Raw genomic sequence first — 23,172 nt, 5'->3', positions numbered from 1 at the left:
TAAGTAGTCGCTAAAAAACGACTACTTATTAAAGTAAATATTGAATGGTTTTAATTATTTTCAAAGTTCCTTTTTCTCAAATCTTAAAAAATCCGCCAATTTTTTTGATTCGGCAACTTCATCATGCGGAATCATCACATAACGCCAATGCTTACCATTGTGCTGCAACGCATAATCCGTAGCATGTTTGCACCATTCAAAAGCTGCATCAGCTTTTGCCAAAACTTCAGGATCTTTTAAATCTTTGCCTGCTTTGGTTTCGACAAGCCAGATAGAATCTTCGGTTTCTACAACAAAATCAGGAATATATTCTTTAGAATCCAAACCAGATTTCCAGTAGATTTGGAATTGTCCTTGGGCAGGCTTGAACCATTTTTGCGCGTCTCGTTCCAGAATCACAGCAAAACGGCGTTCAGTATCAGAGTCGAATTTTTGTAAGGGATACAGACACTTGGAAAAGCAGCCAAACAGCATTTGCTTAATACGGCTGACATCTTTTGGTGTTTGTCGCACAGAATGAATCGCTTCATCAGCTGAAATAGTATAGTTACATGGTTTGAGCGTACTAAATCCTTGGCTAACACGAGCTTCATAGCTCGCCGCTTTTTCCCAAAAATGTGCCATCATTTGGGCATGGATTTCACGGGCAATCAGACGACGTTCTTTATCCAGCACACTCAAAACTTCCTCTTCGGATAAATAAGCGCGCAGGTGTGCTACCATCTGTCCCGCCAAATCGTAAAGCAAGTCGGCTTGGGTAAAATAGTCAATATCGTCGAAATCCATCAGCGAAAAAACAATATAGTCTTCAGGGCGTTTTTCCTTCATACCCAATTCAGCAGACAGGCTACTTTGCTCGTTGGTGTGCAGGTTGTGAATAGTGATTTCACGTTCACTCGGTTGTAGATGCAGGCTGCTTAAATCGAGTTTGAACGGATGGAATCCCGTGCTGACTTCCCCGCTGGGTACAACTGTAATTCTAGGAATATCGATGGTTTGATTCACCATTGTTTCTGTGGTTTTAGCAACAATCTCGGCTATATCCAGCTCATCTATCGGCAATTCCCCTTGAACCGGTTGTAATGCCATCTGAACTTCTTGAACGATTTTTTCGCGGATTTCCACTGTCAATAATGCTTGGGAAGTTGGCGCTTCACTTGGGCGGGTAGCATATTTTGCCGCAGCTTCCATTACCTTTCGGGCAATGCGCTTTTCGGTTTCAGTTTTAAAAACAGGCTGATAATCAACTGAAGAATTGGCTTCTGAAATACCTTGTTTTGTATTTTCAGACGACATTTCTACCAATCCCAATTTCGTTTCCACACCACTATACACCTGCACGCTAACTTTTTTATCGTCCTCACTCGGCGCATCCAAAATTACCTGTTTCAATTTCAATACCGAATCACCTTTATTAGCTTCATCAATGATTTCCTGAAAGCGGTCGTGAGCGATAATGTTCAATCTATCCACCACTTCCACTCCCGTACGTTTGCCGTAAGGCAGACGCAAACCGCGTCCGATAGATTGCTCGATCAGCGTTCTAGCATTGGCAGCGCGCAGCGGTACGATGGTATAAAGATTGGTAACGTCCCAGCCCTCTTTGAGCATATTGACATGAATCACGATTTCCGTCGGCTCATCCACACTTTCCACCGCCAAAAGTCGTTCAATCATTTCTTCTTCGTCTTTGCCTGATTTACTCGAATCCACCTGAATCACTTTGCCCTGATAACGCCCGTTATAAAAGTTGTCCGACTCCAGTAAAGACAATAATTGCGCCGCGTGCGTAGTATCGCGGGCAATCACCAGCATAAAAGGCTTCACCACGGCAACATTATTTTCCCGAGCATAAGTTATAAGCTCGACCTTGGTGTTTTCATGTACACGCACGCCGTCTTCTAACTTGATTTTCTCAATTTCTTCGGGCGTATAATTTTTCGCATCAAAATTGCGCTGCGTAACCACCGCAGGCATTTTGACAAAACCATCGTCCATTGCCCGAGCCAAAGGATAATCTACAATCACGTTTTTGAATGGAATAGGCGCTTTAGTGGATTCCACAAATGGCGTGGCAGTTAACTCCAAGCCAAAAAGCGGATTTAATTCATTAATTGCCCGCATCCCCGCCTGCGCCCGATAGCGATGTGATTCATCCATCAGCAACACCAAATCGGGCAGATTCGCCAGATAATTGAAATAACTATCGCCTAGCACTTCACGCATCCGCTTGATTTTTGGTTCTTTACCGCCGCGCACTTCGCTATTTATCTTGGAAATATTGAATACATTAATGGTAATCTCACCAAAAAGATTATCCATCCCCATAGTCAAATTCTGCTGCTCATAGTTGTCTCCACTAATCAGCTTGGGTGGATTTACTGCAAATTCACTGATGCCTTTAAATACATATTTCGGTGTATTCGGTGTAAAGTCGGTAATCAGCTTGTTATAAATCGTCAGGTTCGGTGCAAGTACAAAAAAATTATTGATGCCGTGTGCCAAATGCAGATAGGCGATAAAAGCCCCCATTAGGCGGGTTTTCCCCACCCCCGTTGCCAAAGCAAAGCACAATGACGGAAATTCACGCTCAAAATCCTGCAAGGTTGGGAATTTGGCTTTCAAGGTATTCAACACCGCCGTTACATCACGATCTTTCTGCGCCATTTCCGGTGTAGCATCTAACGCCTGCTTTAACTTCGCCAAACTTTCTGCTTGCGGTGCACGCAAAGATAAACGTCCGTTAATGTAATTTTGAGTTTTGATGCTCATAATTTAATCTCTTGTTTTAATCTTTTATATTAATCGTTACTCAAACTTTTCAAGTAACTTAAACGCTTGTTGGGCTGAGTTACCGATTAGGGTAGTAGCATAATAAAGACTCAGGATTTAAGAGGTTTCTGAGATATTGCCTGCACAGGTATTATTCATCACTATCCATTCCTTCAAACAATCCGCCCTGATTTTCGACCGCACTTTTGCGTTTCACGGGTTTGGTTTTGGCAGCGGGTTGGTTTTCAGACGGCCTTTGTTCTGTTGCTTCTTCCGCCATCGGAAGATTGGCGACGTTCAAACTGTAATCGTCGTGCCCCCATTCGCAGCGTTTCAAAATCATTTTGGGGATTTTTTTTAAGGAAAGATTAGGAAAACGCTCCGCTGCCTGATCTGCCGTAATCCCACGCCAAGCAGAGCAGCAGATTAGCAGGCTGCGGCCTGCTCCAACCTCGTCTGAAAGCACTTGCAACTGTTCGACAGATAAGCTTTGGGTGGTAACGTAGATAAAATCGTTTTCGCTCGAATAGCCGTGCTGCCACCAAAGGTTTTCAGACGGAATATAGGTAAATCCCTCCAGCTTCGCCAAGGCTTCCGCCAGCATTTCAGGGTTGTAGTCGGGATTGATGATTTGATTGCCCCATTTGTCGTTGACAATTAATGTCGGCGCAAGGCGGAAATAGCGGAATCCGCCGCCTCCCTGCCAGTTCACCGCTTTGGAAATGCCGCCCTGATCTTCGCCGTCTATCACTTTTTGCAGGCGCGGGATAATGTGGGTATGGCAATGCTCGCCCAGCTCCACCATAATCCAACGCCGCCCCATTTTATGGGCAACTGCACCGGTAGTACCTGAGCCTGCGAAAGAATCTAGGACGAGGTCGCCGGGGTTGGTAGAAATCTCTAAAATTCGTTTAATCAATCGTTCTGGTTTTTTACCATTCTTAAATTCAACATTTCCTTCATTAGCAATTCCATTCCAAGGAATATCAGTCCATAAATTTGTTAATGGTTTCGCGGGAACAAGTTCACCATCAATTTCTTTCACTTTAGAAGAATAAAAATAGATTTGCCTTCCGTTCAAAATATATATATCGTCAAAATCGTCTCTTTCTATATGAATTACTTGATCCTTTAAATTCTTAGACTTATCTCTTGCTTCAACAATAGTTCTCCCTGCAGCATTGCTAATTGCTGTAGATTGGAATACGCAGTCTCTATGTTCCAAAGCATATCCAGCAACAAGTGCATCAAATGTCATTCTTCCCATTTTTTTTCGTGCTACACGTGTATTCTCAAAACCCAGAGATGAAGCAACAACCTCATTTAAACCTCCAATCTTCCAATTTGAGTAATGTTCTTCTTTATTTAGAATAATTTTTCCATATCCCGAGTCATAGCCACTTTCAACATAAATTTGATCATATTTATATGAAGATCTATCCTTGGCATACATTAAAATATATTCTGTCTGAGAATATGGAGATGGATTTACAGTTTTATGTCCTGAAGGATCAGATGTTTTTACAACAACCATATTCAAAAATTGATTTCGGCCAAAAATTTCATCACAAAGAATTTTTAAATAAGCCATTTCCTTGTCATCAATATGGATAAATATAACTCCATCTTTAGTCAGTAGTTTTCTTAATATTTCTAATCTTTCTTTAATTAAGCCAAGCCAAATGGAATGCTCTAATCCATCATCATAGTGTTCAAATGCAGCACCTGTATTATATGGGGGATCTATATAAATACACTTCACCTTACCCGTAAATTCCTGTTCCAATGCCTTAAGCGCAAGCAGGTTATCACCGAAAATCAATCGGTTGTCAAACGCTGCCGCCTCCGACCGCACTTTGGCATGATAGGATTTGTCAGGGGCTTCCAGTAATATCCGCGCTTCTAACTTCGGACGTTTATGTTTGCCTATCCAGGTGAGTTCTAGTTTTTGTTTGGTCATACTATTTCCTAACTCGGTTTCTTTAGTGGGTGTAGCCGGCGTGTATCTCCACCATTTTTCCAATAACTTCCAGTATCTTTATTTGGCCATCCATAATCCGGACAAATTAAAGCATCACATAATTGCTCAACTAATTTTGCAAATCTTAATCCATCTTGAGGATAAAGATTAAACGAAAGTTCATTGAAATGTGCGCCAATAACATTTCGTGTTTGAGCAATTTGTTGTATCTCTTTTAAAATTTCACCAATTTGAATTTCTTCATTATTTTGTTCGCTTATTTTTTCAACCTTCAGCTCTCTTAGTAATTTACCATTTACAGCTCCCAATAAATCACTTAGTACATAAGTATTTCCTACTTTTCTTGGAACTGCACAAGCATATTTTATAGTTAGGAAATCCAGCAAAGCCTCTAAAATAACACCAGCTTTCCCAGTAATAGATTGTATGTCTGGATCAGAATCATCGAGTAAATTTTTTAGCCGAACAATCTCTGTGATTGATCCAGTTAAAGCCATTCCACTATCCAACGACCAGTGTTTTAACTCTACAAATTGGCAACCTTGTTCAGGTTTTAAAATACCCCAGCGAAATTTCTCTCGCCAAGGTCGATAGTGTGTTGTAACGATAGTATGTTGGAATTTCTGGATTACGTCGTAAATCATGCCGATAACACGCTCTACATGGGGTTCGTCTACACTACCTAATACGTCATCTAAAACCAATATTTTTTGTTCTGGATTTTCACGTTCAGCTAAAGCTAAAAATACACAAAGTCCCAAAGTATCCAAATGAGAATCACTAAAATATGCTTGCGGAGGAGTATCTTGTTTTCCGCCAAATTCCATTGAAATATCTAAAGAACCTCTTTTGGCTGCATCTAATGCTAGGGTAATTTTATCTAAACCTTCATTAGGATGAATTAACTCATAAAGTTCGCCGACTCTTATTGAGATTGCCTCAAGAATATTGTCTGTATATTCCTTACGCTTACTCTCAATAATATCTAGTACTCTTTTCAATTTAGGTAATGTTACAGATAATTCGTTAACAATATTTTCATTATTTGCAAGATCATTTAATGAACGTCGTAATGTCTCTATAAAATTCTTACTATCTATGCATCTATCTGCTTCTTTTCTCCAAGATTCTTTCTTATTGTGTACCGTAGTCCATTCTAACCATTGCGTTGGATTTTCGGGTGCTGGAAAAAATGGAAGATCTAGGTCTTGAATCTCAGATGTATTCAAACAGTAGTTTTCTAATTTTTTAAAATCATCTCTTGTATTTTTTAAAAAATCCTCTAACTGTTGTTTCTTACTTCTTAGGGAAATTTCACTTCTCGAAACGGTTTGTTTTACACTATTCAATTTCCCAACCAGTCCATTTTCTTCAATCTGCTTATTTACATTCTCAACTAAATTACTTATATTTTCAGAACTTCCACAAAGTGGACATTTTTCCAAGGTATCATGTTTATGAAAATATTTTTGTGCAGCTTGAAGAATATCTATGATTTCTAAATAATTATTGGAAGCTGCTTCGCTTAGCTTGGTTAGTGTAACCTGATCGTTAGCTAGTTTGGTTTCAGCATTCTCTATTTCATTACAGATTTGCAGGTACTTTTCGTATCCTCCTTCAATTTTGTTCCAATAAGAAATTAAGACATCAATATTATTTTTCTTTTTTTCAAGATGAGCTACGTCTTTTTTTACTTCATCTTTTGCCCACGAAATAACATCATGTACTGGACAATTTACTTGTTTCCAAAAATGTTCGATAGTATTTCTATTTTCACTTACACGTGTTATTGCAGTATCAAAATCTCGCTCCTTATTATTGATTAGTTTTCTTAATGTATTTTCTGATGCTTCAATTCCAGATACATCAATAAATTGACGAATTTCCTTATAGCGTTCTGCTGGTTGTACAGCTATTAATCTTAATATCTCACTGCGGCGCAATACTGATACCTGTGGTCTTAATACTTCAAAATCAACAGATACATTTTTCTTGTCTAAAGATAATATGCAGGTACCACTTGAAGTTTCTAATGAAACTTTGACATCTGAATGAGATTTCCCAACAGACGGCCAATATGTTTTTGTAGAAGATCCAACGCCCCTATTTTCCAAAGAACCAATTTTGCTATTCCCCAGTAAATCAAAAGCATCTGAAATTGTGGATTTCCCCGTACCATTTTCTCCATAAATGATCGTCAGTTTTTTGCCTTTTTCAAAATTCAGAACAAAAGGCGTTACAGAACCTCTAAGATTTTCAATAGATAAACTTTTTAATGAAATAGTCGACATTTTTATTCTCCAATTCCCATATTTGTTTTATCTATAGCTTTTTCTATAGCCAATAACCAATCTTCCTCTTTCATTGAACCTGTAGCAATTTTCTCTTGATAGCGATCTAAATCAGTAGCTAAAAATAACTTTTCTTCAATTAAAGAAGGAAAAATTAATTCGATTAATTCTTCATCTGGTGATTTCATCTTACCATTTCCTCGCATAATTAGTTTTTACTACAGATGAAATATAGGAATTAAGACCTATCCCTTGTACTGCTAAATTCTTCATCTGTTCTACTGCATATCTACCTGGTTTAACATATGTATATAAATAGTTTCTATAACGCCCACTCTTAAATACAACATGAATAGAATCTTCAAAAATTTGATACGAAACGATATTAGAGTTTCTAGAAAGATTTTGATAAAGCTCCATTAAACCATCTCCCACTCAATAAAAAACAATTCTTCCTCTTCCACCTTCTGTTTCAAACTTTCTTCCAAATCTTCAATCAGTTTGTTACGCTGCGCTTCGATTTCATCTTGTTTATCAAAAAGTTCTCGGCGTTGGCGGCTGCGTTTGTTTTCTAATTCGCGCTGTTTTTTCTGCCAGCTTAGTTTTTCTTCCAACGTAGCGGAAGTGGCGGCGGTGCGGCGGACTTCTTTGATTTCACGATCGGTTTCTTTAATCTCCTGTTCCAAACCTTGTTTTAAATCATCTGCCCAGTCGTCTAGTTTTTGCACTTCCTCCTCAAAAAAACCTAAATTCCGTTCAGTGGCTTGCTTTAATAGCGTTTGGCGGCGTTCAGCTATATTATTGAGTAAGGTCGTCTGAAATTCGGTTTTTATTGTGGCTTCAGCAATACGTGCAGGCAGACGCAAAAGTTTTTCAGGATCGTCAGCTTGTAGAATTTCACCGTTTTCGGTTACAGCGGCAATCAGTATGTGCTGTTCCGTATCACCCAGTGCGCTAATGCTGATGAGTTTGGCAATCAGTTGTCCGCTTCGTCCGCGATAGGGTTCGAGTGTACTGATCCTGCCGTTATGCCCTTGATAATCAAGAATTAGCCGTACTGGTGGACAATCGCGTTTTTTGGCGCGATCGATGATGGCTTGTGCCAAGGGATGGGTGATGCGGTAGAGATAGGCTTCGCCACTTTTTCGCGGCAGTTCGTATCGTCCTATTAGAATATCAAGGTCGTCTGAAAGATTTTCAGGTAGCCTATTGAGTATAAAACCACCGTCATAGAAGTCTGAACTGTCACCAAGTTCGCTTCGGGTTAACTCCATTAAGATTTTTTCGTATTTGTTGAGTGCTTCTTGGCTTTCTTCGGCACGGATGCGTAGCCTTTCGCGGACTTCTTCATCAAAATTTTCCAGCAGGGTTTGACGGGCTTTCATCATGTTTTGGTTAATTTCGTCCGATAGCTCACTTTGTAGGCTATCAAAGGCAGATTTGATCTCGTCGGACTGGCGGCATTGGCGATAGATTTCAGCAATGCGGCGTTCGATATCTACACCACTACCGATTGCTCCCAATACTTCGTCGCTGGCACCAAATACACCATTAAAAAGCTTAAATTTTTGTTCAAGCAATTCGTAAACACGTTGGTCGGCTTCATTGGTTTCATCAACAAAATTCACTACAACGACATCATGTTTTTGCCCATAGCGGTGACAGCGTCCGATGCGCTGTTCTACGCGCTGCGGATTCCAAGGCAGATCGTAATTGATAATGAGTGAGCAGAATTGTAGGTTAATGCCTTCTGCACCCGCTTCAGTGGCAATCATGATGGTGCCACGCTCTTTGAAATGCTCTACCAAAGCGGCACGGGTATCGGCAGTTTTGGAGCCAGTAATTTTATCGCTGCCTTCATGTCGTTTGAGCCAGTCTTTATAGATTTTTTGTGCTTCTGGGTCACTGTTTGTACCGTTGAATAACACGATACCGTCACCATTCTCGCCTGCGTAGTCAGTTTGAGCAAGACATTCTAAGAGATAGGCTTGGGTGCGTTTGGATTCGGTAAAAATAATGGCTTTTTGCGCTGCACCAAGTTCTTTCAATTTAGCAAAGGCCGTGGAAAGTGCGGTCAATAATGCACGGCTTTTTGCGTCTTCTCGGATGTTTTCAGCAAGTTGTTTAAAATGTTTAAGCTCTTCAATTTCATCGGCAATCGCTTGATATTCATCAGCAGTCAGAATGTTCGATTCGTTTTCTTCCTCCCATTCTTCTGCAGTTTCATCTAAGCTTTCATAATCTTCGTCCAGAGTTTCGACCAGGTCTTGTGCGGTTGATTCTGCCAATACACCTTGCAGGCGTTTGGTCATAGTATCCAGTGCACCAGCAATAGCACGGCTACTAGAGGCTAAAAGTTTCCACAACACTAGGGAAATAAGCTGCCGTTGCCCTTCTGGCATTGCTTGCAGATTCGGACGGCGCAGATATTCGGCAACCAAATGAGAAAATTCTCGTTCTTGGTCGGATGGAGTAAATTTTTGCAGGATGGCAAGGCGCTGAGTGTAGGGAACATAAGCCTGTACTTGGCGGCGTAAGGTACGTTGACAAACAGGGCTGAGTCGCTGGCGCAGATGGAATAAGGTCTGTTCTGTGGCTTTTGCACCAAATTGAGCACGAAAACTATCTAAGTCGCCAAAAACACGGTCATCTATCATGCTGACCAAGCCGTAAAGTTCAAGCAGAGAATTTTGCAAAGGGGTAGCAGTTAATAGAACCTTGCTGGATACGTTTTCCAATGCTTCTTTTAAAGTTTTACCGATAACATTGTTTTTCTTATAAACATTGCGCAGACGGTGAGCTTCATCTAATACAACCAAATCCCATCCAATTTGCTTAATATCATCTGCTTTAGATTTAGCAAATTGATAGGAGCAGATAACGGGATTTTCTTGACGAAAAGGGTTTCTGCCTGTTTTTTTTATGGCATTGTAACTTTTAGCCTCCAAAATCATGCCCTGCAAGCCAAATTTTTCTTGTAGCTCCTGATGCCATTGTTTGCGCAAGTTAGCAGGAGTGATAATCAGAATTTTACGTTTGCGTTCTGCCCAATGCTGCAATATCACCAAGCCCGCTTCGATGGTTTTTCCTAAACCCACTTCATCTGCCAAAATTACACCTTTTGACAAAGGATTTTTGCAGGCAAACAAGGCAGCATCAACTTGATGTGGGTTTAAATCGACTTGGGCATCAACCAATGTTGTTGCTAACGAATCCATACTGCCGCCCTCGGCTTGACGGGTTAAAAGCCAGGCGTAATATTTGGATTGATGAGGAGTCAGTTGATGTAGACACATATATTTAGGATGCTCCAAATGTATTTTTTAAAGTGTGAGTATGATGTATCTCTTAGACGAAATTTGAACTTCATCTTGAGTTGAGTAGGTACAGTATAGGAGGGAAGTGGTAAACATAAAATCATCCTTTATATTTATGAACACTTTAATTACTTTTGTTTAATTTACCCCTAATCTTATTTTAATGTCAAGAATGATTTCTTATATATTTTTTCATAAATAATATGAAGTTAATCGATTTTAAAATGGAGTATTTTATATGATTTGGAGTGCTTTTTAGGACATAAAAAAAGCCCTTTCAAAAAGGTGAAAGGGCAAAATATTTGGAGTCATACTATGAGTTGTTGAATTAACAAATCAGGTATGAAGTGTATTATAGTGCATTCATTAACAAATGCAACAATTTTTTAACAAATTAATTATGTGGGTTGCGTGTGTTGGTGTTGACCAAATTACGCATCAACAATGCATAATCAAGTTGGATGTCTTGTGGCACATCTAAAAAGACAAAATGACCATCGCCAAGTGCGGCTTCCACATTTTCATTTTTGCGATTGAGCATTTTTTCAATTTTAAAGACGATATTGCCTTGTGGGGTCATCATTTCCATTTCATCACCAAGCAAGAATTTGTTTTTCACTGCCACTTCAGCCATACCTTGCTCGTTACGTTTACCGGTAAATTCACCGACAAATTGTTGGCGTTCAGAGATAGAGTAGCCGTATTCGTAATTTTGGTATTCATCGTGCGTATGACGACGTAAGAAACCTTCGGTATAACCACGATGGGCAAGGGATTCCAAGGTATCCATTAAGCTTTCATCAAATGGTTTACCTGCAGCCGCATCATCAATAGCTTTGCGGTAAACTTGTGCGGTTCTTGCGCAGTAATAGAATGATTTAGTACGACCTTCGATTTTTAAAGAATGCACACCAAGTGCGGTCAATTTTTCCACGTGTTGTACGGCACGCAGATCTTTTGAGTTCATAAAGTAGGTGCCGTGCTCATCTTCAAATGCCGTCATTTGTTCATCTGGTTTTTGTGATTCGGTATAAAGGAAAACCTTATCCGTTACTGCACCTTCACCTAAGGTTGGTGCGACATTTTTCACTTCGATTTGTTGAGCAGGATCGATTTTTGGCACGATGTTGCCCACTTCATCCGTGGTGCCTTCTTCCATTTTGTATTCCCAACGGCAAGCATTCGTGCAAGTTCCTTGGTTTGGGTCGCGTTTGTTGATATAGCCAGAAAGTAAGCAACGGCCAGAATATGCCATGCACAACGCACCGTGTACGAAAATTTCGAGTTCGATATCGGGCACGTGTTGGCGAATTTCAGCGATTTCTTCAATGGACAATTCGCGCGATAAAATCACACGAGTTAATCCCATTTGTTTCCAGAATTTTACCGTTGCCCAGTTTACCGCATTCGCTTGTACAGAAAGGTGAATATCAATATCCGGGAAGTTTTCACGCACCAACATGATTAAGCCTGGGTCAGACATAATTAAGGCATCAGGGCCCATGTCGATCACAGGTTGTAAATCTTTAATAAAGGTTTTGAGCTTGGAGTTATGCGGTGCAATGTTCACCACTACATAGAATTTTTTGCCAAGCGCATGGGCTTCATCGATCCCGATTTTTAAATTGGCATGATTAAATTCATTGTTGCGTACACGTAAGCTATAACGGGGTTGGCCTGCATAAACGGCATCCGCGCCATAAGCAAAGGCGTAGCGCATGTTTTTAAGGGAGCCCGCAGGGGAGAGTAATTCAGGTTTAAATGGGGTTGTCATAATATTCTCTTGTCTGATTTCAGGTCAGTAGCTTGCTTTTGGCAAACCGTATTAAAGGCCTGTATTTTAGGCGGATTTAGGGATTTGTAAAGTAAAAGTGCGGTTGGTTTTTCGATTGTTTTTTGAGACGAGAAATAAAAAAGGCGAACTATTCGTTCGCCTTATCAAAATTGTATTTAATTAAATCGCCCAGCCGCCAGCATAGAATGCGACAAGTACAATGGCGATGATAATTGTGCCGATGTTGAGTTTTTTCACATCGCCACTCACGATACGACCAATCACTAATGCCGCAAAGCCAAGCATGATACCGGTCACGATGTTTGCCGTGAGTACGATGAATACCGCGCAAACTAAGCCGCTCATTGCGCCTACGAAATCATCGAAGTCTAATTTGCTCACATTGCTTAACATTAATAAGCCCACATACATTAACGCCGGTGCAGTTGCATAACCAGGCACTAAGAAGGCAAGTGGTTGGAAGAATAACATTAATAAGAATAATACGCCGACCACGATAGCGGTGATTCCCGTTTTACCGCCTGCGGCTGTCCCTGCTGCTGATTCGATATAAACAGCGGCTGGCGCAGTACCGAATAAACCTGAGAATAAGCTACTTACAGAGTCAGAGGTTAAGGCTTTGCCACCGTTGATGATTTGTCCGTCTTTATCTAATAAGTCAGCTTGACCTGCAACGGCACGAATAGTACCAGTTGCATCAAATACGGCAGTCATCACTAAAGCAAAGACAATGGGTAAAATGGCTGGTTGTAATGCACCTTGTAAATCTAATTGTAAGAAAAGTGAGTTTTCACCAAAGGTTGGCATTTTGAAGATTTGGCCATTGAATGTTACGTTTGGATCGAAGATTAAACCTACGATAGTAATCGCGATGATAACCCATAAAATTCCGCCTTTCACTTTCATTTTTTCTAAGCCGATAATGAATGCAAGACCGATTAAAGACATCATTACTGGGAACGAGGTGAAATCACCTAATTTAACCGGTAAACCCGCTTGGTTGCCAACCACTAATCCTACGCCGTTTGCGGCGATTAAAAGTAAGAATAAGCCGATCCCGATCCCTGCACCGTGCGCGATACTTGATGGCAGGTTACGTAAAATCCATGAACGAATACCTGTTGCCGAAATTAAGGTGAACACCAAACCCATAAGGAATACAGCACCTAATGCCACAGGAATAGAAACATGTTGACCAATCACTAAGCTAAATGCGGTGAAGGCAGTTAATGAAATGGCACAACCGATCGCCATTGGCGCATTTGCCCAAAAGCCGATTAAAATCGAACCAAGCCCCGCGACTAAACAGGTTGCGATAAACACTGATTCAGCCGGAAAGCCTGCATCACCAAGCATTTTAGGCACAACAATCACGGAATACACCATGGCTAAGAAGGTGGTTAAACCCGCAATGATTTCTTGACGAACCGTTGAACCGCGTTTGGTGAGTTCAAAGGTTTTTTCTAAACTTGACATAAAGTCCCCTAGGTTAATAATCAAAAAAAAGACGTGCTATTTTATAGCAAATTACTTAAAAGTAAACGTTTGCGCAATCGTTTTTTTGTCAGTCTGACGGGAAAGTGCGGTTGGTTTTGAGGATGTTTTTCGCATATTTTTTTATCGACTAAAAACTGCTATACTCTGTAAGTTTTTAACGTAATCAAAAAAGGAAAAACAATGGCTGATTTTAATCAAATTTTAACGCCAGGCGATGTAGATGCTGGCATTATCAATGTGGTAAATGAAATTCCAGAAGGTAGCTGCCACAAAATCGAATGGAACCGTAAAGTTGCAGCGTTCCAATTAGACCGTGTTGAGCCAGCGATCTTCGCAAAACCAACTAACTATGGTTTCATTCCGCAAACTTTAGACGAAGATGGCGATGAGTTAGACGTTTTATTATTAACTCGCCAACCACTTGCGACAGGTGTATTCCTTGAAGCAAAAGTAATCGGTGTAATGAAATTCGTTGATGATGGCGAAGTGGACGATAAAATCGTTTGTGTGCCAGCAGATGATCGCGATACCGGCAATGCATACAACAGCCTTGCAGATGTGCCAGCGCAATTAATCAAACAAATTGAATTCCACTTCAACAACTACAAAGCATTGAAAAAACCAGGTTCAACAAAAGTGACTCACTGGGGCGATGTAGAAGAAGCGAAAGAAGTGATTCGTGAATCAATCAAACGTTGGAATGAACGTTAATTTTTCATGTTAATGAATTGAAAAGGCATCAAGTTGATACCTTTTTATTTATCTATGGGCAAAAGTGCGGTCAATTTTGACCGCACTTTTTGTCTTATTGAATATCGTTAAAATGAGAAACGTAGTTCTGCATTCACATTATTCGCTTTGGTATCGTGGTTGTAAGCACCTTGATAGCCAACTTTTACCCCGAATGCCGGAGTAAATTGCGCTTGTAATGCCACACCTGTCGTGACGACATTTTTCAATTCTTTACCATAAAGATTCGCTACGCCTTGGTTATTGAGCACCAAGCTGCCTTCAGCGGCTTTATCTTTATGGAAACGATGATAAGCCACATCACCTAATAGATTTAATTGAACGCCACCAATTGCAAATGGAATGGATGGACGTAAACCTACAGAGGTGACGATTAAATCACGATTGTTGTCTTTTAACTGCACTTCGTCTTTTGTCACACCTTTGTTTTTGATGTGCATATAGCTTAAGCCAGCATAAGGTTCAATCGCAAAATGTTCGCCTTTTAAGCCTGTGTAGGCAAGTTCAGCAAAGACATTTTGTGTTTGGCTATGGCTTTTCACGCCTTGTGCAAATTCAGCACGTTGTTCATGTTTCCCCCAGCTTTGAATAAAGCCAATTTTCGGTGTTAACACGTTGAAACGATGTTCAGCTGTTAAGCCTAAATGTACGGCACGATCTTTCGAAGTGCGGTCAAATTTGTGGCTATTTTGTGTTGAGCCGACAAATACACCTAAATGTTTGTTTGTATCAATGGTCGTATCAATACCCACAAGTTGATTGTACGCATGGCTGCTTAAGCTATCTGTGCTGAAGTGGGTGAAGGTGCCACTTGTCCAAATTTGTGTGCCTGCATCAAGCTGAGCTCTGACCGCACTTGGTTGGGCAAGTTGCTGACGAAGCAATAAGCCATTTAACACATTGTGTTGTTGAGCCGCGAGATCCTCATCATAGCTTAAACGAGCAAAAGCTTGGCGAGCATTCTCTTCAGTTCCCAAAACAAGGTTTTGGTAAGCAGGGCTGTTTGTTGCTGCATCTAAGGTGTTGGCGATAGCCGCTTCATTTTCAGTGGTTGCTGCAGATGCAAGGGCTTTTTTCTGAACGGTCACTTTCAATGTATTCGCATTACTTTCATTTTTCACCGTAAGGAAATCATAAGTGCGAGGTGTTTCAACTACTGCATTTTCAGCTCCTACAAATGAGCCAGTACCTTGTACTGAAACCACTTTTTGTGGATCTTGTTGTAATTGAGGCAGAATTTCTTCGTCAAATTTATTTGGCACTAAAATAGAGCCGTCAGCAAAGGTTGCATTGACGTTAGCAATACCATTATTCAGTAAGAAACGACCACCTTTTTCCACTGTTGCAGTGACAGTTTTCGCGGTGCTGGTTAAGGTTTCGGTGACAAATCCATTCTCACTTGGTTTAGTGACTTCCGCTTTCGGTAATACTTCCAATGTTGCACCTTGTTTTACGATGACTTGTTGTGCCGAACCAAGGGATTGATTTAACCCTGAAAGCTGACCTTCATTCACAGTAATTTCACCAGTGAAGCTGTTATTACCGGTGAGGGTTAAGGTGCCAGCACCATTTTTAGTTAAGGCGCCAACATAGCCTTGTGCGGCACGTTCATTACGAGCCACTTCACGCGCTAAACCTACTTGATATTCCGCTTTTTCTTCTGCTGTCGCACCTGTACGGTTTTGCATTAACGCTTGTAATTCTGCTTTGCGTGTTGCCCAAGTTACGGCTTCAGCTTGATCTTCGACTTGACGTGCTTTGATGGCTTTATCGCTAATATCATTTGACCAAACATCATTTTGGTTGAGGTTGATTTTCACGTTTCCTAAGAATTGACCAGGACCAAACATGGCTTTGCCAAGATCTAAAATCCCCCAACCCCAAACGTTACTCGGTACACCTTGTTCGGTTTCCCAACGTTCTAATGGTTTACCTTCAAGCCCTTTACGAAGCGTGGTTTGTCGTGCTGTGGTCAGCATGACATCACGTGCTTGATCGGTTGTCATGTATGGATAGCGAGAAAGAATGACACCTAACGCGCCACTTACGTGAGGTGCAGCCATTGAAGTACCACCAGCTGATTTGTAGATAGGCTCACCATAAGTATTGTTGTCTTGTAATTGAATGTAGGAGGAATAGATGTTGGCAGATGGCGCCGCAATCGTCCACCATTTTGAATGGCCGGCTAGGTTAAATTCTTGAATATCTGCGCCTGCTTTTTCATCACTTACATCGTCATTTGAATCATTAGGATAGCCTTCACCACCGACTTGCCCCGTGACGTTTACCCAGTATTTTTCCGCATCAGGTCTGAAATGAGGCAACATCGCACGCGTAAAGGATTCCGCCATCATACTGCGGTTACCCGCTGTAAAAACTTGAATCACTTGTTTATTTTTTGCCACTTCATAAGCCGCATCAACAAAGTTTTTCTCACCACTCGTGACAAATTGATAATAAGCTTTTTCAGCCTCGCCTAAGTTACTTAAATAAATATGTGCCACAGGACTAGATATTGGCTCAGGTGCTTTTGGTACATCGTAATATTGCACGCCATATTCAGGCACATCACGCCAATCATATTTTGGTTTATAGCCTAAGGCACCGGCAAAGGATGAATTGACACGACGGTTTGAACCCCAACTGTTATTAATTACTTTGGCACCGGCATCTGCTAGGGCAGAGTAGCCTTGTAAGAAGAAATCATAGTCTTGGTTTGGACCATAGGTCATGTTGTCGTTACCACCAGTATTGGCAGAATAGAGGTTAGCGCCGAAAGCCACACCGTGCATTTCATTGCCGTCACGGCTTGCCGCCATTGTCCCGCCAACGTGCGTACCGTGTGCATCATTGGTATATTTATGCCATGCACCGTCAATATTGAAGGCTTCACCTTTAGTGAAGATGCCATTATCTGTTTTATCAAAATTGCGTTTGCCGTTTTTTACGGGTTCATTTTTATTAATTGGACCATTTCCTACCGATGCATCGGGATAACGCATACCATCTTTACTATAAGTCCCTTCCGTTTTTACAACGTGGATTCGACCATCTTGAAATTCAGGGTGGTTTAATAGCACACCTGAATCCATCACGCCGATTTTTACACCTGAACCATTAAAGCCAAGAGCATAAGCCGTGGAGGCATTCATTGAGGTTAAGCCCCAGTCTTTGAGGTATTCAGCGCTTTCCCAACTTTTTGTATTACCGGCTTGGCCTTGTTCAGAATAAGCGGCTGCATTAGCAGCATACCAACCAACAAGTAGTGCGAGTGCGGTTTTTTGAAGTGTTTGAGGTTTCATGTTGTCTTCCTTTATCTTTTTGATTTTCGCAGGCTATTATTCGCTTCATCGTCAGGCGCTTCAATGACCCAAATCAAATTCCTACAGAAAAATGTTTATTCTGTGACAACGATCACACCAAAGTGCGGTCAAAAGAGGGGATAAATTTATGTATCGTCGAAATCAATGTTATAATTCGAGAACAAAATGATTAAGGAGTAACCTATGGCGATTTTAGTAACAGGTGGGGCCGGCTATATCGGTTCACACACCGTAGTGGAATTATTAAATGCAAATAAAGAAGTGGTGGTATTGGATAATTTATGCAATTCCTCCGCAAAATCTTTAGAACGAGTCAAAGAAATTACCGGTAAAGACGTGAAATTTTATGAAGGCGATATTTTAGATCGAGCTTTATTACAAAAAATCTTTGCTGAAAACAGCATTCAATCGGTCATCCATTTTGCGGGTTTAAAAGCTGTGGGTGAAAGTGTTCAAAAGCCAGCTGAATACTATATGAATAACGTATCAGGCACGATTGTTTTGATTCAAGAAATGAAAAAAGCAGGCGTGTGGAACTTTGTATTTAGTTCATCTGCAACGGTTTATGGTGATCCAGAAATTATTCCAATTACGGAAGATTGTAAAGTGGGTGGCACAACCAACCCTTACGGTACATCTAAATACATGGTGGAACAAATTCTGACTGATGTTGCGAAAGCTGAACCGCAATTTAGTATGACGATCTTACGTTATTTCAACCCTGTGGGCGCTCACGCAAGCGGCTTGATTGGTGAAGATCCAAATGGTATTCCAAATAATTTATTGCCTTACATCAGCCAAGTTGCGATCGGTAAATTACCACAACTTTCGGTGTTTGGTAGCGATTATGATACTCATGATGGTACAGGTGTTCGTGATTATATCCATGTGGTAGATTTAGCGATTGGTCACTTAAAAGCATTAAATCGCCATGAAAATGACGCAGGTTTACACATTTATAACTTAGGTACTGGTACGGGTTATTCTGTGCTTGATATGGTGAAAGCGTTTGAACAAGCAAACAATATCGAAATTCCATATCGTCTTGTCGCACGTCGCCCTGGTGATATTGCAACATGCTATTCCGATCCAAGTCTTGCAGCAAAAGAGTTAAATTGGACAGCTGAACGTGGTCTTGAGCAAATGATGAAAGACACTTGGAATTGGCAAAAAAATAATCCGAAAGGATACAGAGATTAATCTCACTCTTGTTGGGCGGAGTATCATTCCGCCCTTACTATTTTAATCAGATAAAACACGCTCAAAAATAACCGCACTTTATGTCAGAACAATCCCTTTCTAGTCAAATATTTACCCGCAAAATGCTGATCTGTGTCTTCACTGGATTTAGTTCGGGTTTACCACTTTTCGTGTTATCGCAAATGTTGCCAGTGTGGCTGACAGATAAAGGGCTTTCCGTTGAATTAATCGGTGCATTGACAGGGGTGATGGTGCCATATGGTTTGAAGTTTTTATGGGCGCCGTTATTAGATCGCTATTTCCCACATTTTTTAGGGCGTCGTCGTAGTTGGTTATTGATTTCTCAAGTGATTTTGCTGATTTCCCTTTATGCGATTAGTCAGTTTGATCCCGTGGCAGAGTTAAGTACGGTGGCTAAAATTGCCACATTTATTGCCTTTTTCTCTGCGACACAAGATATTGTGCTTGATGCTTATCGCCGTGAAATTTTGACCGATAATGAATTAGGATTGGGAAACACCATCCATATCAATGCTTATCGTGTCGCAGGTTTAATTCCTGGGGGGCTGTCGCTTTATTTAGCGACGATTCATCCATGGGAAACCGTCTTTTTACGGACTGCACTTTGTATGCTAGCGGGTATATTTATGACGCTCTTTTTAGCGAAAGAACCAAACATTGCACAGGTTGATCGTGATCAACCTTTCTATATGGTGTTTTGGATACCCTTGAGAGAGTTCTTCCAACGTAAAGGCGTCGCGCAAGCCATCGGTTTTTTACTCTTTTTGTTTTTGTATAAATTTGGCGATTCATTTGCTACTACGTTACAAACTAAATTCGTCTATGACATGGGCTTTGAAAAAGAGCATATTGCGTTGGTGGTAAAAAGTACCTCTCTTTGGGCAAGTATCTCTGCCGGTCTCGTGGGTGGCGTGATCATGCTGCGTTTAGGGATTAATCGCGCATTATGGGTGTTTGGTTTTATCCAATTGATTACTATTGGTGGATTTATTTGGTTAGCTGCATTTGGGCATTTTGACCATATCGGTGCAGCAGAACTTTGGAAATTAGGTTTCGTGATTGCGGGTGAATATATCGGTGTTGGTCTTGGTACCGCCGCCTTTGTCGCCTTTATGGCTCGCGAAACGAATCCGCTTTATACAGCCACTCAATTAGCTTTATTTACCAGCCTTTCTGCTTTACCAAGTAAAGGGCTTGGTATGTTATCGGGTTACTTGGTTAAAGCAGTGGGCTACTATCATTTTTTCTGGATTTGTTTATTCCTCGCTATCCCAGGAATGATTTGTTTATTCTGGGTGGCACCATGGAATGAAAAAGGAAATGAAAAAGCTTAAAATAAAATAAAGTGCGGTCAAAATTAACAGCAAAATCATTTGACCAAACAAGGCTTTAACGGTATTTTAAACAGGTCTATTATTTATTGGAGATTTGTATGAAAATTATTCTTTTAGGTGCACCTGGTGCAGGAAAAGGCACACAAGCGCAATTTATTATGAACAAGTTTGGTATCCCACAAATTTCAACAGGGGATATGTTCCGTGCAGCGATTAAAGCAGGGACTGAATTAGGCAAACAAGCAAAAGCATTAATGGATGAAGGGAAATTAGTACCGGATGAATTAACCGTGGCGTTAGTAAAAGATCGTATTTCTCAACCAGATTGTGCAAATGGTTTCTTATTAGATGGTTTCCCACGTACGATTCCACAAGCGGATGCATTAAAAGAGTCAGGCGTGAAAATTGACTACGTTTTAGAGTTTGATGTACCAGATGAAGTGATCGTTGAACGTATGAGTGGTCGTCGTGTACACCAAGCATCTGGACGTTCTTACCACATCGTTTACAACCCACCAAAAGTGGAAGGTAAAGATGATGTGACGGGTGAAGATTTAATTATCCGTGCAGATGATAAACCAGAAACGGTATTAGATCGTTTAGCGGTTTACCACAAACAAACCAGTCCATTAATTGATTATTACCAAGCTGAAGCGAAAGCAGGTAATACGCAATATTTCCGTTTAGATGGTACTCAAAAAGTGGAAGCTGTAAGCCAAGAATTAGATAAAATCTTAGGCTAAAAAAGATTGAAAACTGACCGTACTTTGAAGAGAAAAGTGCGGTTAATTTTTCAAAAGGATTTTGAGATCATAAATTGAGATCGCATCTGGGGACGTTATGAGCAAGAAAAAAACAATAACATTGACGATTTCGGCTATCGCAGTGGCACTTGGGATCGGCGCACAATTTTATACCAATCACAAAATCGATCAGGTATTAAAAAATTTCCCTTACTCTTTGGATAATCAAGCAACATTGAATGTGACGCAAACTGCGAAAAACTTTTTTATTCGTGAGTTAATCTTTAGCGTAAAAAATAGCGAGTCGAAAAATACGAGTGTGATTTCAACCAAGCTTACCGCGTTGCCTTTCTTTATTACGGCTGAGTCACAGTTATCCGATCAATTAGTTCGTCAATTAAATAAAACATTAAATATCACGATTGATAAAAATACAATTAACAGTAAATTTTCTCCAGTAGGGGATTATTTACAGTCTGATATTTTGACGGAATTCCGTGATTTTGCGAATAAGTCCCAAAACCTTTCTATCGGTCTTAATTTCTTAAAAAATAAAGAAGTTGAGCTGAAAACAACCTTAAGTGGATTTAATTACGATAAGGACACTAAACTGGAACAAATTGAAGGTGAAGCTCATCTAGTACCTGTCGGTGCAAATCAGTATGACCTATCAAGTATAGAATTAACCGCGAAAAATGCCGAATTAGCGTTGTTAAATGGTGAAAATACACATATTTATCTTAAAAATGCGACTTACCATTTTGATGTAAAACCAGGCGAGGCAGATAAACGTGATCTGAGCACAAAATTCAGCAGTGATATTTTGCGCGTAGCCAATAAAAGCCGCACGACGGAAGAAAGTCAAGCAACAGCGGGTGGTTTAAATTTATTAGTTAAGCAAAACGGCGTACCAAGTTCGATCAATTTTCATCATGAATTTAAAAAATTAAGTGATGGTTCATTAAGCATTAAAGATGGCGTCAATTTGTTAACAAAAATTTTTACACAAAACGATCGTTTTGATAGCTCGTTATCTGTGCTTTCTGTTAATGTGCCTAAAAATAATCAACCTTACTTTAACTTACAAAATGCCGGTCTTGAACTTAAGTTGGCGAATACGGATTTAACTAAAGCCAATGTGGATTTTAAACTGAATGTTGAAAGTGTGAATCAAACGCCTGCCGATGAAGACCGTAAATGGGAAGCCAAAGGTGGTAAGGTTAATATTCAGTTAGATGATTACAATGTGGCAAATGAACTGGCGTTTGTACCATTTTTATTAGATACCATTGCAGAGAAAGAAGCGCCGTCAAAAGACAATAAAGATTTCTTAAATGCCAAAGATAAATGGGTAAAAGAATTTAGAGGCAAAACCAATATTGAAGCCGCATTAAAATCATTTAATATGGCAGATTTAGTGCTTGATAACGTATCAGCCAGTGATAAGACAGAAACATTAGATAATGACCAATATAATGAACATATCATATTGTCTGCGAATAAAGCTAGTTACCCAAGTGCAGGGTTCCAATTTGAAAAATTAGCGGTTGATGCACCATTTAAAATTAATCATAGCAAAGCGCATTTATCAGCAAGATTTTGCTCGGCACCGTTTTATGGGGCTTTATGCAGCACGCATTTAACGTCAGCCACATTTGATAAATACATCAAAAACTCCTGGAAAGAGCTCGATTTAATCGTTGATAATGCAACGTTAAATTTCAATTTAAATACTTATCCTGAAACCACTGCTTATCCAGTTAAATTGGAAGTCAGTGGTATTGTGCCACAAGTACCAGAAGATGATTCATCGGATATGATTCCAGATAATATTGAAGGAACATTTAATCTGACATTAAATAAAATGTTGTTTGATGACCAAAATGAAAAAGCCTTAGCGATTAAGGAAAATTCATACTTTTGGCAATACTTAAGTAGCTTTGTGAAATATGATGGAAAACTTCACCGAGAATTTGTGGAAGAAGGTGATAATTACGTTTCTAGAGTGGAAAAAACGGAAAATGGTTATTTAATTAATGGTCGTACCTTTGAAGATCTTCGTCAAGAAAGCATGATGGAAACTGACGAGGAGGAAGAAGGAAAGCCTGCCGCAACTGACTAGTTGAAAGGATGACATAAAAAATGACC

General features: G+C 40.2%; 13 protein-coding genes. 5 read left to right on the top strand and 8 right to left on the bottom strand.

The features are described from left to right. Positions 1 to 60: 60 nt before the first annotated feature. The 7 genes from QP437_RS00685 to QP437_RS00655 form a co-directional block, all read right to left on the bottom strand. Entirely contained in the window at positions 61 to 2,772 is a 2,712-nt protein-coding gene (locus tag QP437_RS00685; RefSeq protein WP_285266605.1) for a DEAD/DEAH box helicase, read from the bottom strand. Positions 2,773 to 2,923: 151 nt separating this feature from the next. Next, positions 2,924 to 4,732 carry a site-specific DNA-methyltransferase gene (locus QP437_RS00680; protein WP_285266604.1) on the bottom strand — a complete coding sequence of 603 codons (1,809 nt, stop codon included), beginning with the start codon at positions 4,730 to 4,732 and terminating at the stop codon, positions 2,924 to 2,926. Positions 4,733 to 4,740: 8 nt separating this feature from the next. Further along, entirely contained in the window at positions 4,741 to 7,044 is a 2,304-nt protein-coding gene (locus QP437_RS00675) for an AAA family ATPase (RefSeq protein WP_285266603.1), read from the bottom strand. A gap of 2 nt (positions 7,045 to 7,046) precedes the next feature. Beyond that, on the bottom strand, positions 7,047 to 7,232 hold the full coding sequence (locus tag QP437_RS00670) for a hypothetical protein (RefSeq protein ID WP_285266602.1): 186 nt from the start codon (positions 7,230 to 7,232) through the stop codon (positions 7,047 to 7,049). A 231-nt stretch (positions 7,233 to 7,463) separates the two neighbouring features. Next, positions 7,464 to 10,340 carry an SNF2-related protein gene (locus QP437_RS00665; RefSeq protein WP_336620755.1) on the bottom strand — a complete coding sequence of 959 codons (2,877 nt, stop codon included), beginning with the start codon at positions 10,338 to 10,340 and terminating at the stop codon, positions 7,464 to 7,466. Between the two features lie 415 nt (positions 10,341 to 10,755). Next, positions 10,756 to 12,135: a tRNA 5-hydroxyuridine modification protein YegQ gene (gene yegQ, locus QP437_RS00660; protein WP_285266600.1), complete on the bottom strand. Its 1,380-nt coding sequence runs from the start codon at positions 12,133 to 12,135 to the stop codon at positions 10,756 to 10,758. A 180-nt stretch (positions 12,136 to 12,315) separates the two neighbouring features. Next, a complete protein-coding gene (locus QP437_RS00655; protein ID WP_285266599.1) occupies positions 12,316 to 13,632 on the bottom strand; it encodes an NCS2 family permease in 1,317 nt (438 codons plus the stop codon). A gap of 201 nt (positions 13,633 to 13,833) precedes the next feature. Here QP437_RS00655 and QP437_RS00650 point away from each other — a divergent pair, with 201 nt between their 5' ends. Beyond that, positions 13,834 to 14,364: an inorganic diphosphatase gene (locus tag QP437_RS00650; RefSeq protein WP_005695476.1), complete on the top strand. Its 531-nt coding sequence runs from the start codon at positions 13,834 to 13,836 to the stop codon at positions 14,362 to 14,364. Between the two features lie 107 nt (positions 14,365 to 14,471). Here the strand turns inward: QP437_RS00650 and QP437_RS00645 are convergent, their stop codons facing one another. Further along, positions 14,472 to 17,705: a S8 family serine peptidase gene (locus QP437_RS00645; RefSeq protein WP_285266598.1), complete on the bottom strand. Its 3,234-nt coding sequence runs from the start codon at positions 17,703 to 17,705 to the stop codon at positions 14,472 to 14,474. Positions 17,706 to 17,909: 204 nt separating this feature from the next. Between QP437_RS00645 and galE the strand changes: the two genes are divergently transcribed. From galE to QP437_RS00625, 4 genes are all read left to right on the top strand, one after another. Next, entirely contained in the window at positions 17,910 to 18,926 is a 1,017-nt protein-coding gene (gene galE / locus QP437_RS00640; RefSeq protein ID WP_285266597.1) for a UDP-glucose 4-epimerase GalE, read from the top strand. Between the two features lie 80 nt (positions 18,927 to 19,006). Beyond that, positions 19,007 to 20,281: an MFS transporter gene (locus tag QP437_RS00635; RefSeq protein ID WP_285266596.1), complete on the top strand. Its 1,275-nt coding sequence runs from the start codon at positions 19,007 to 19,009 to the stop codon at positions 20,279 to 20,281. Positions 20,282 to 20,379: 98 nt separating this feature from the next. Next, positions 20,380 to 21,024 carry an adenylate kinase gene (gene adk / locus QP437_RS00630; protein ID WP_049374331.1) on the top strand — a complete coding sequence of 215 codons (645 nt, stop codon included), beginning with the start codon at positions 20,380 to 20,382 and terminating at the stop codon, positions 21,022 to 21,024. Positions 21,025 to 21,121: 97 nt separating this feature from the next. After that, a complete protein-coding gene (locus QP437_RS00625; protein ID WP_285266595.1) occupies positions 21,122 to 23,146 on the top strand; it encodes a hypothetical protein in 2,025 nt (674 codons plus the stop codon). Positions 23,147 to 23,172: the final 26 nt, after the last annotated feature.

Origin of the sequence: Haemophilus sp. UMB1048 (genome assembly GCF_030218125.1) — a bacterium.
Classification (GTDB): Bacteria; Pseudomonadota; Gammaproteobacteria; order Enterobacterales; family Pasteurellaceae; genus Haemophilus_D.
This window is presented reverse-complemented; position numbering and strand designations above follow the sequence as displayed.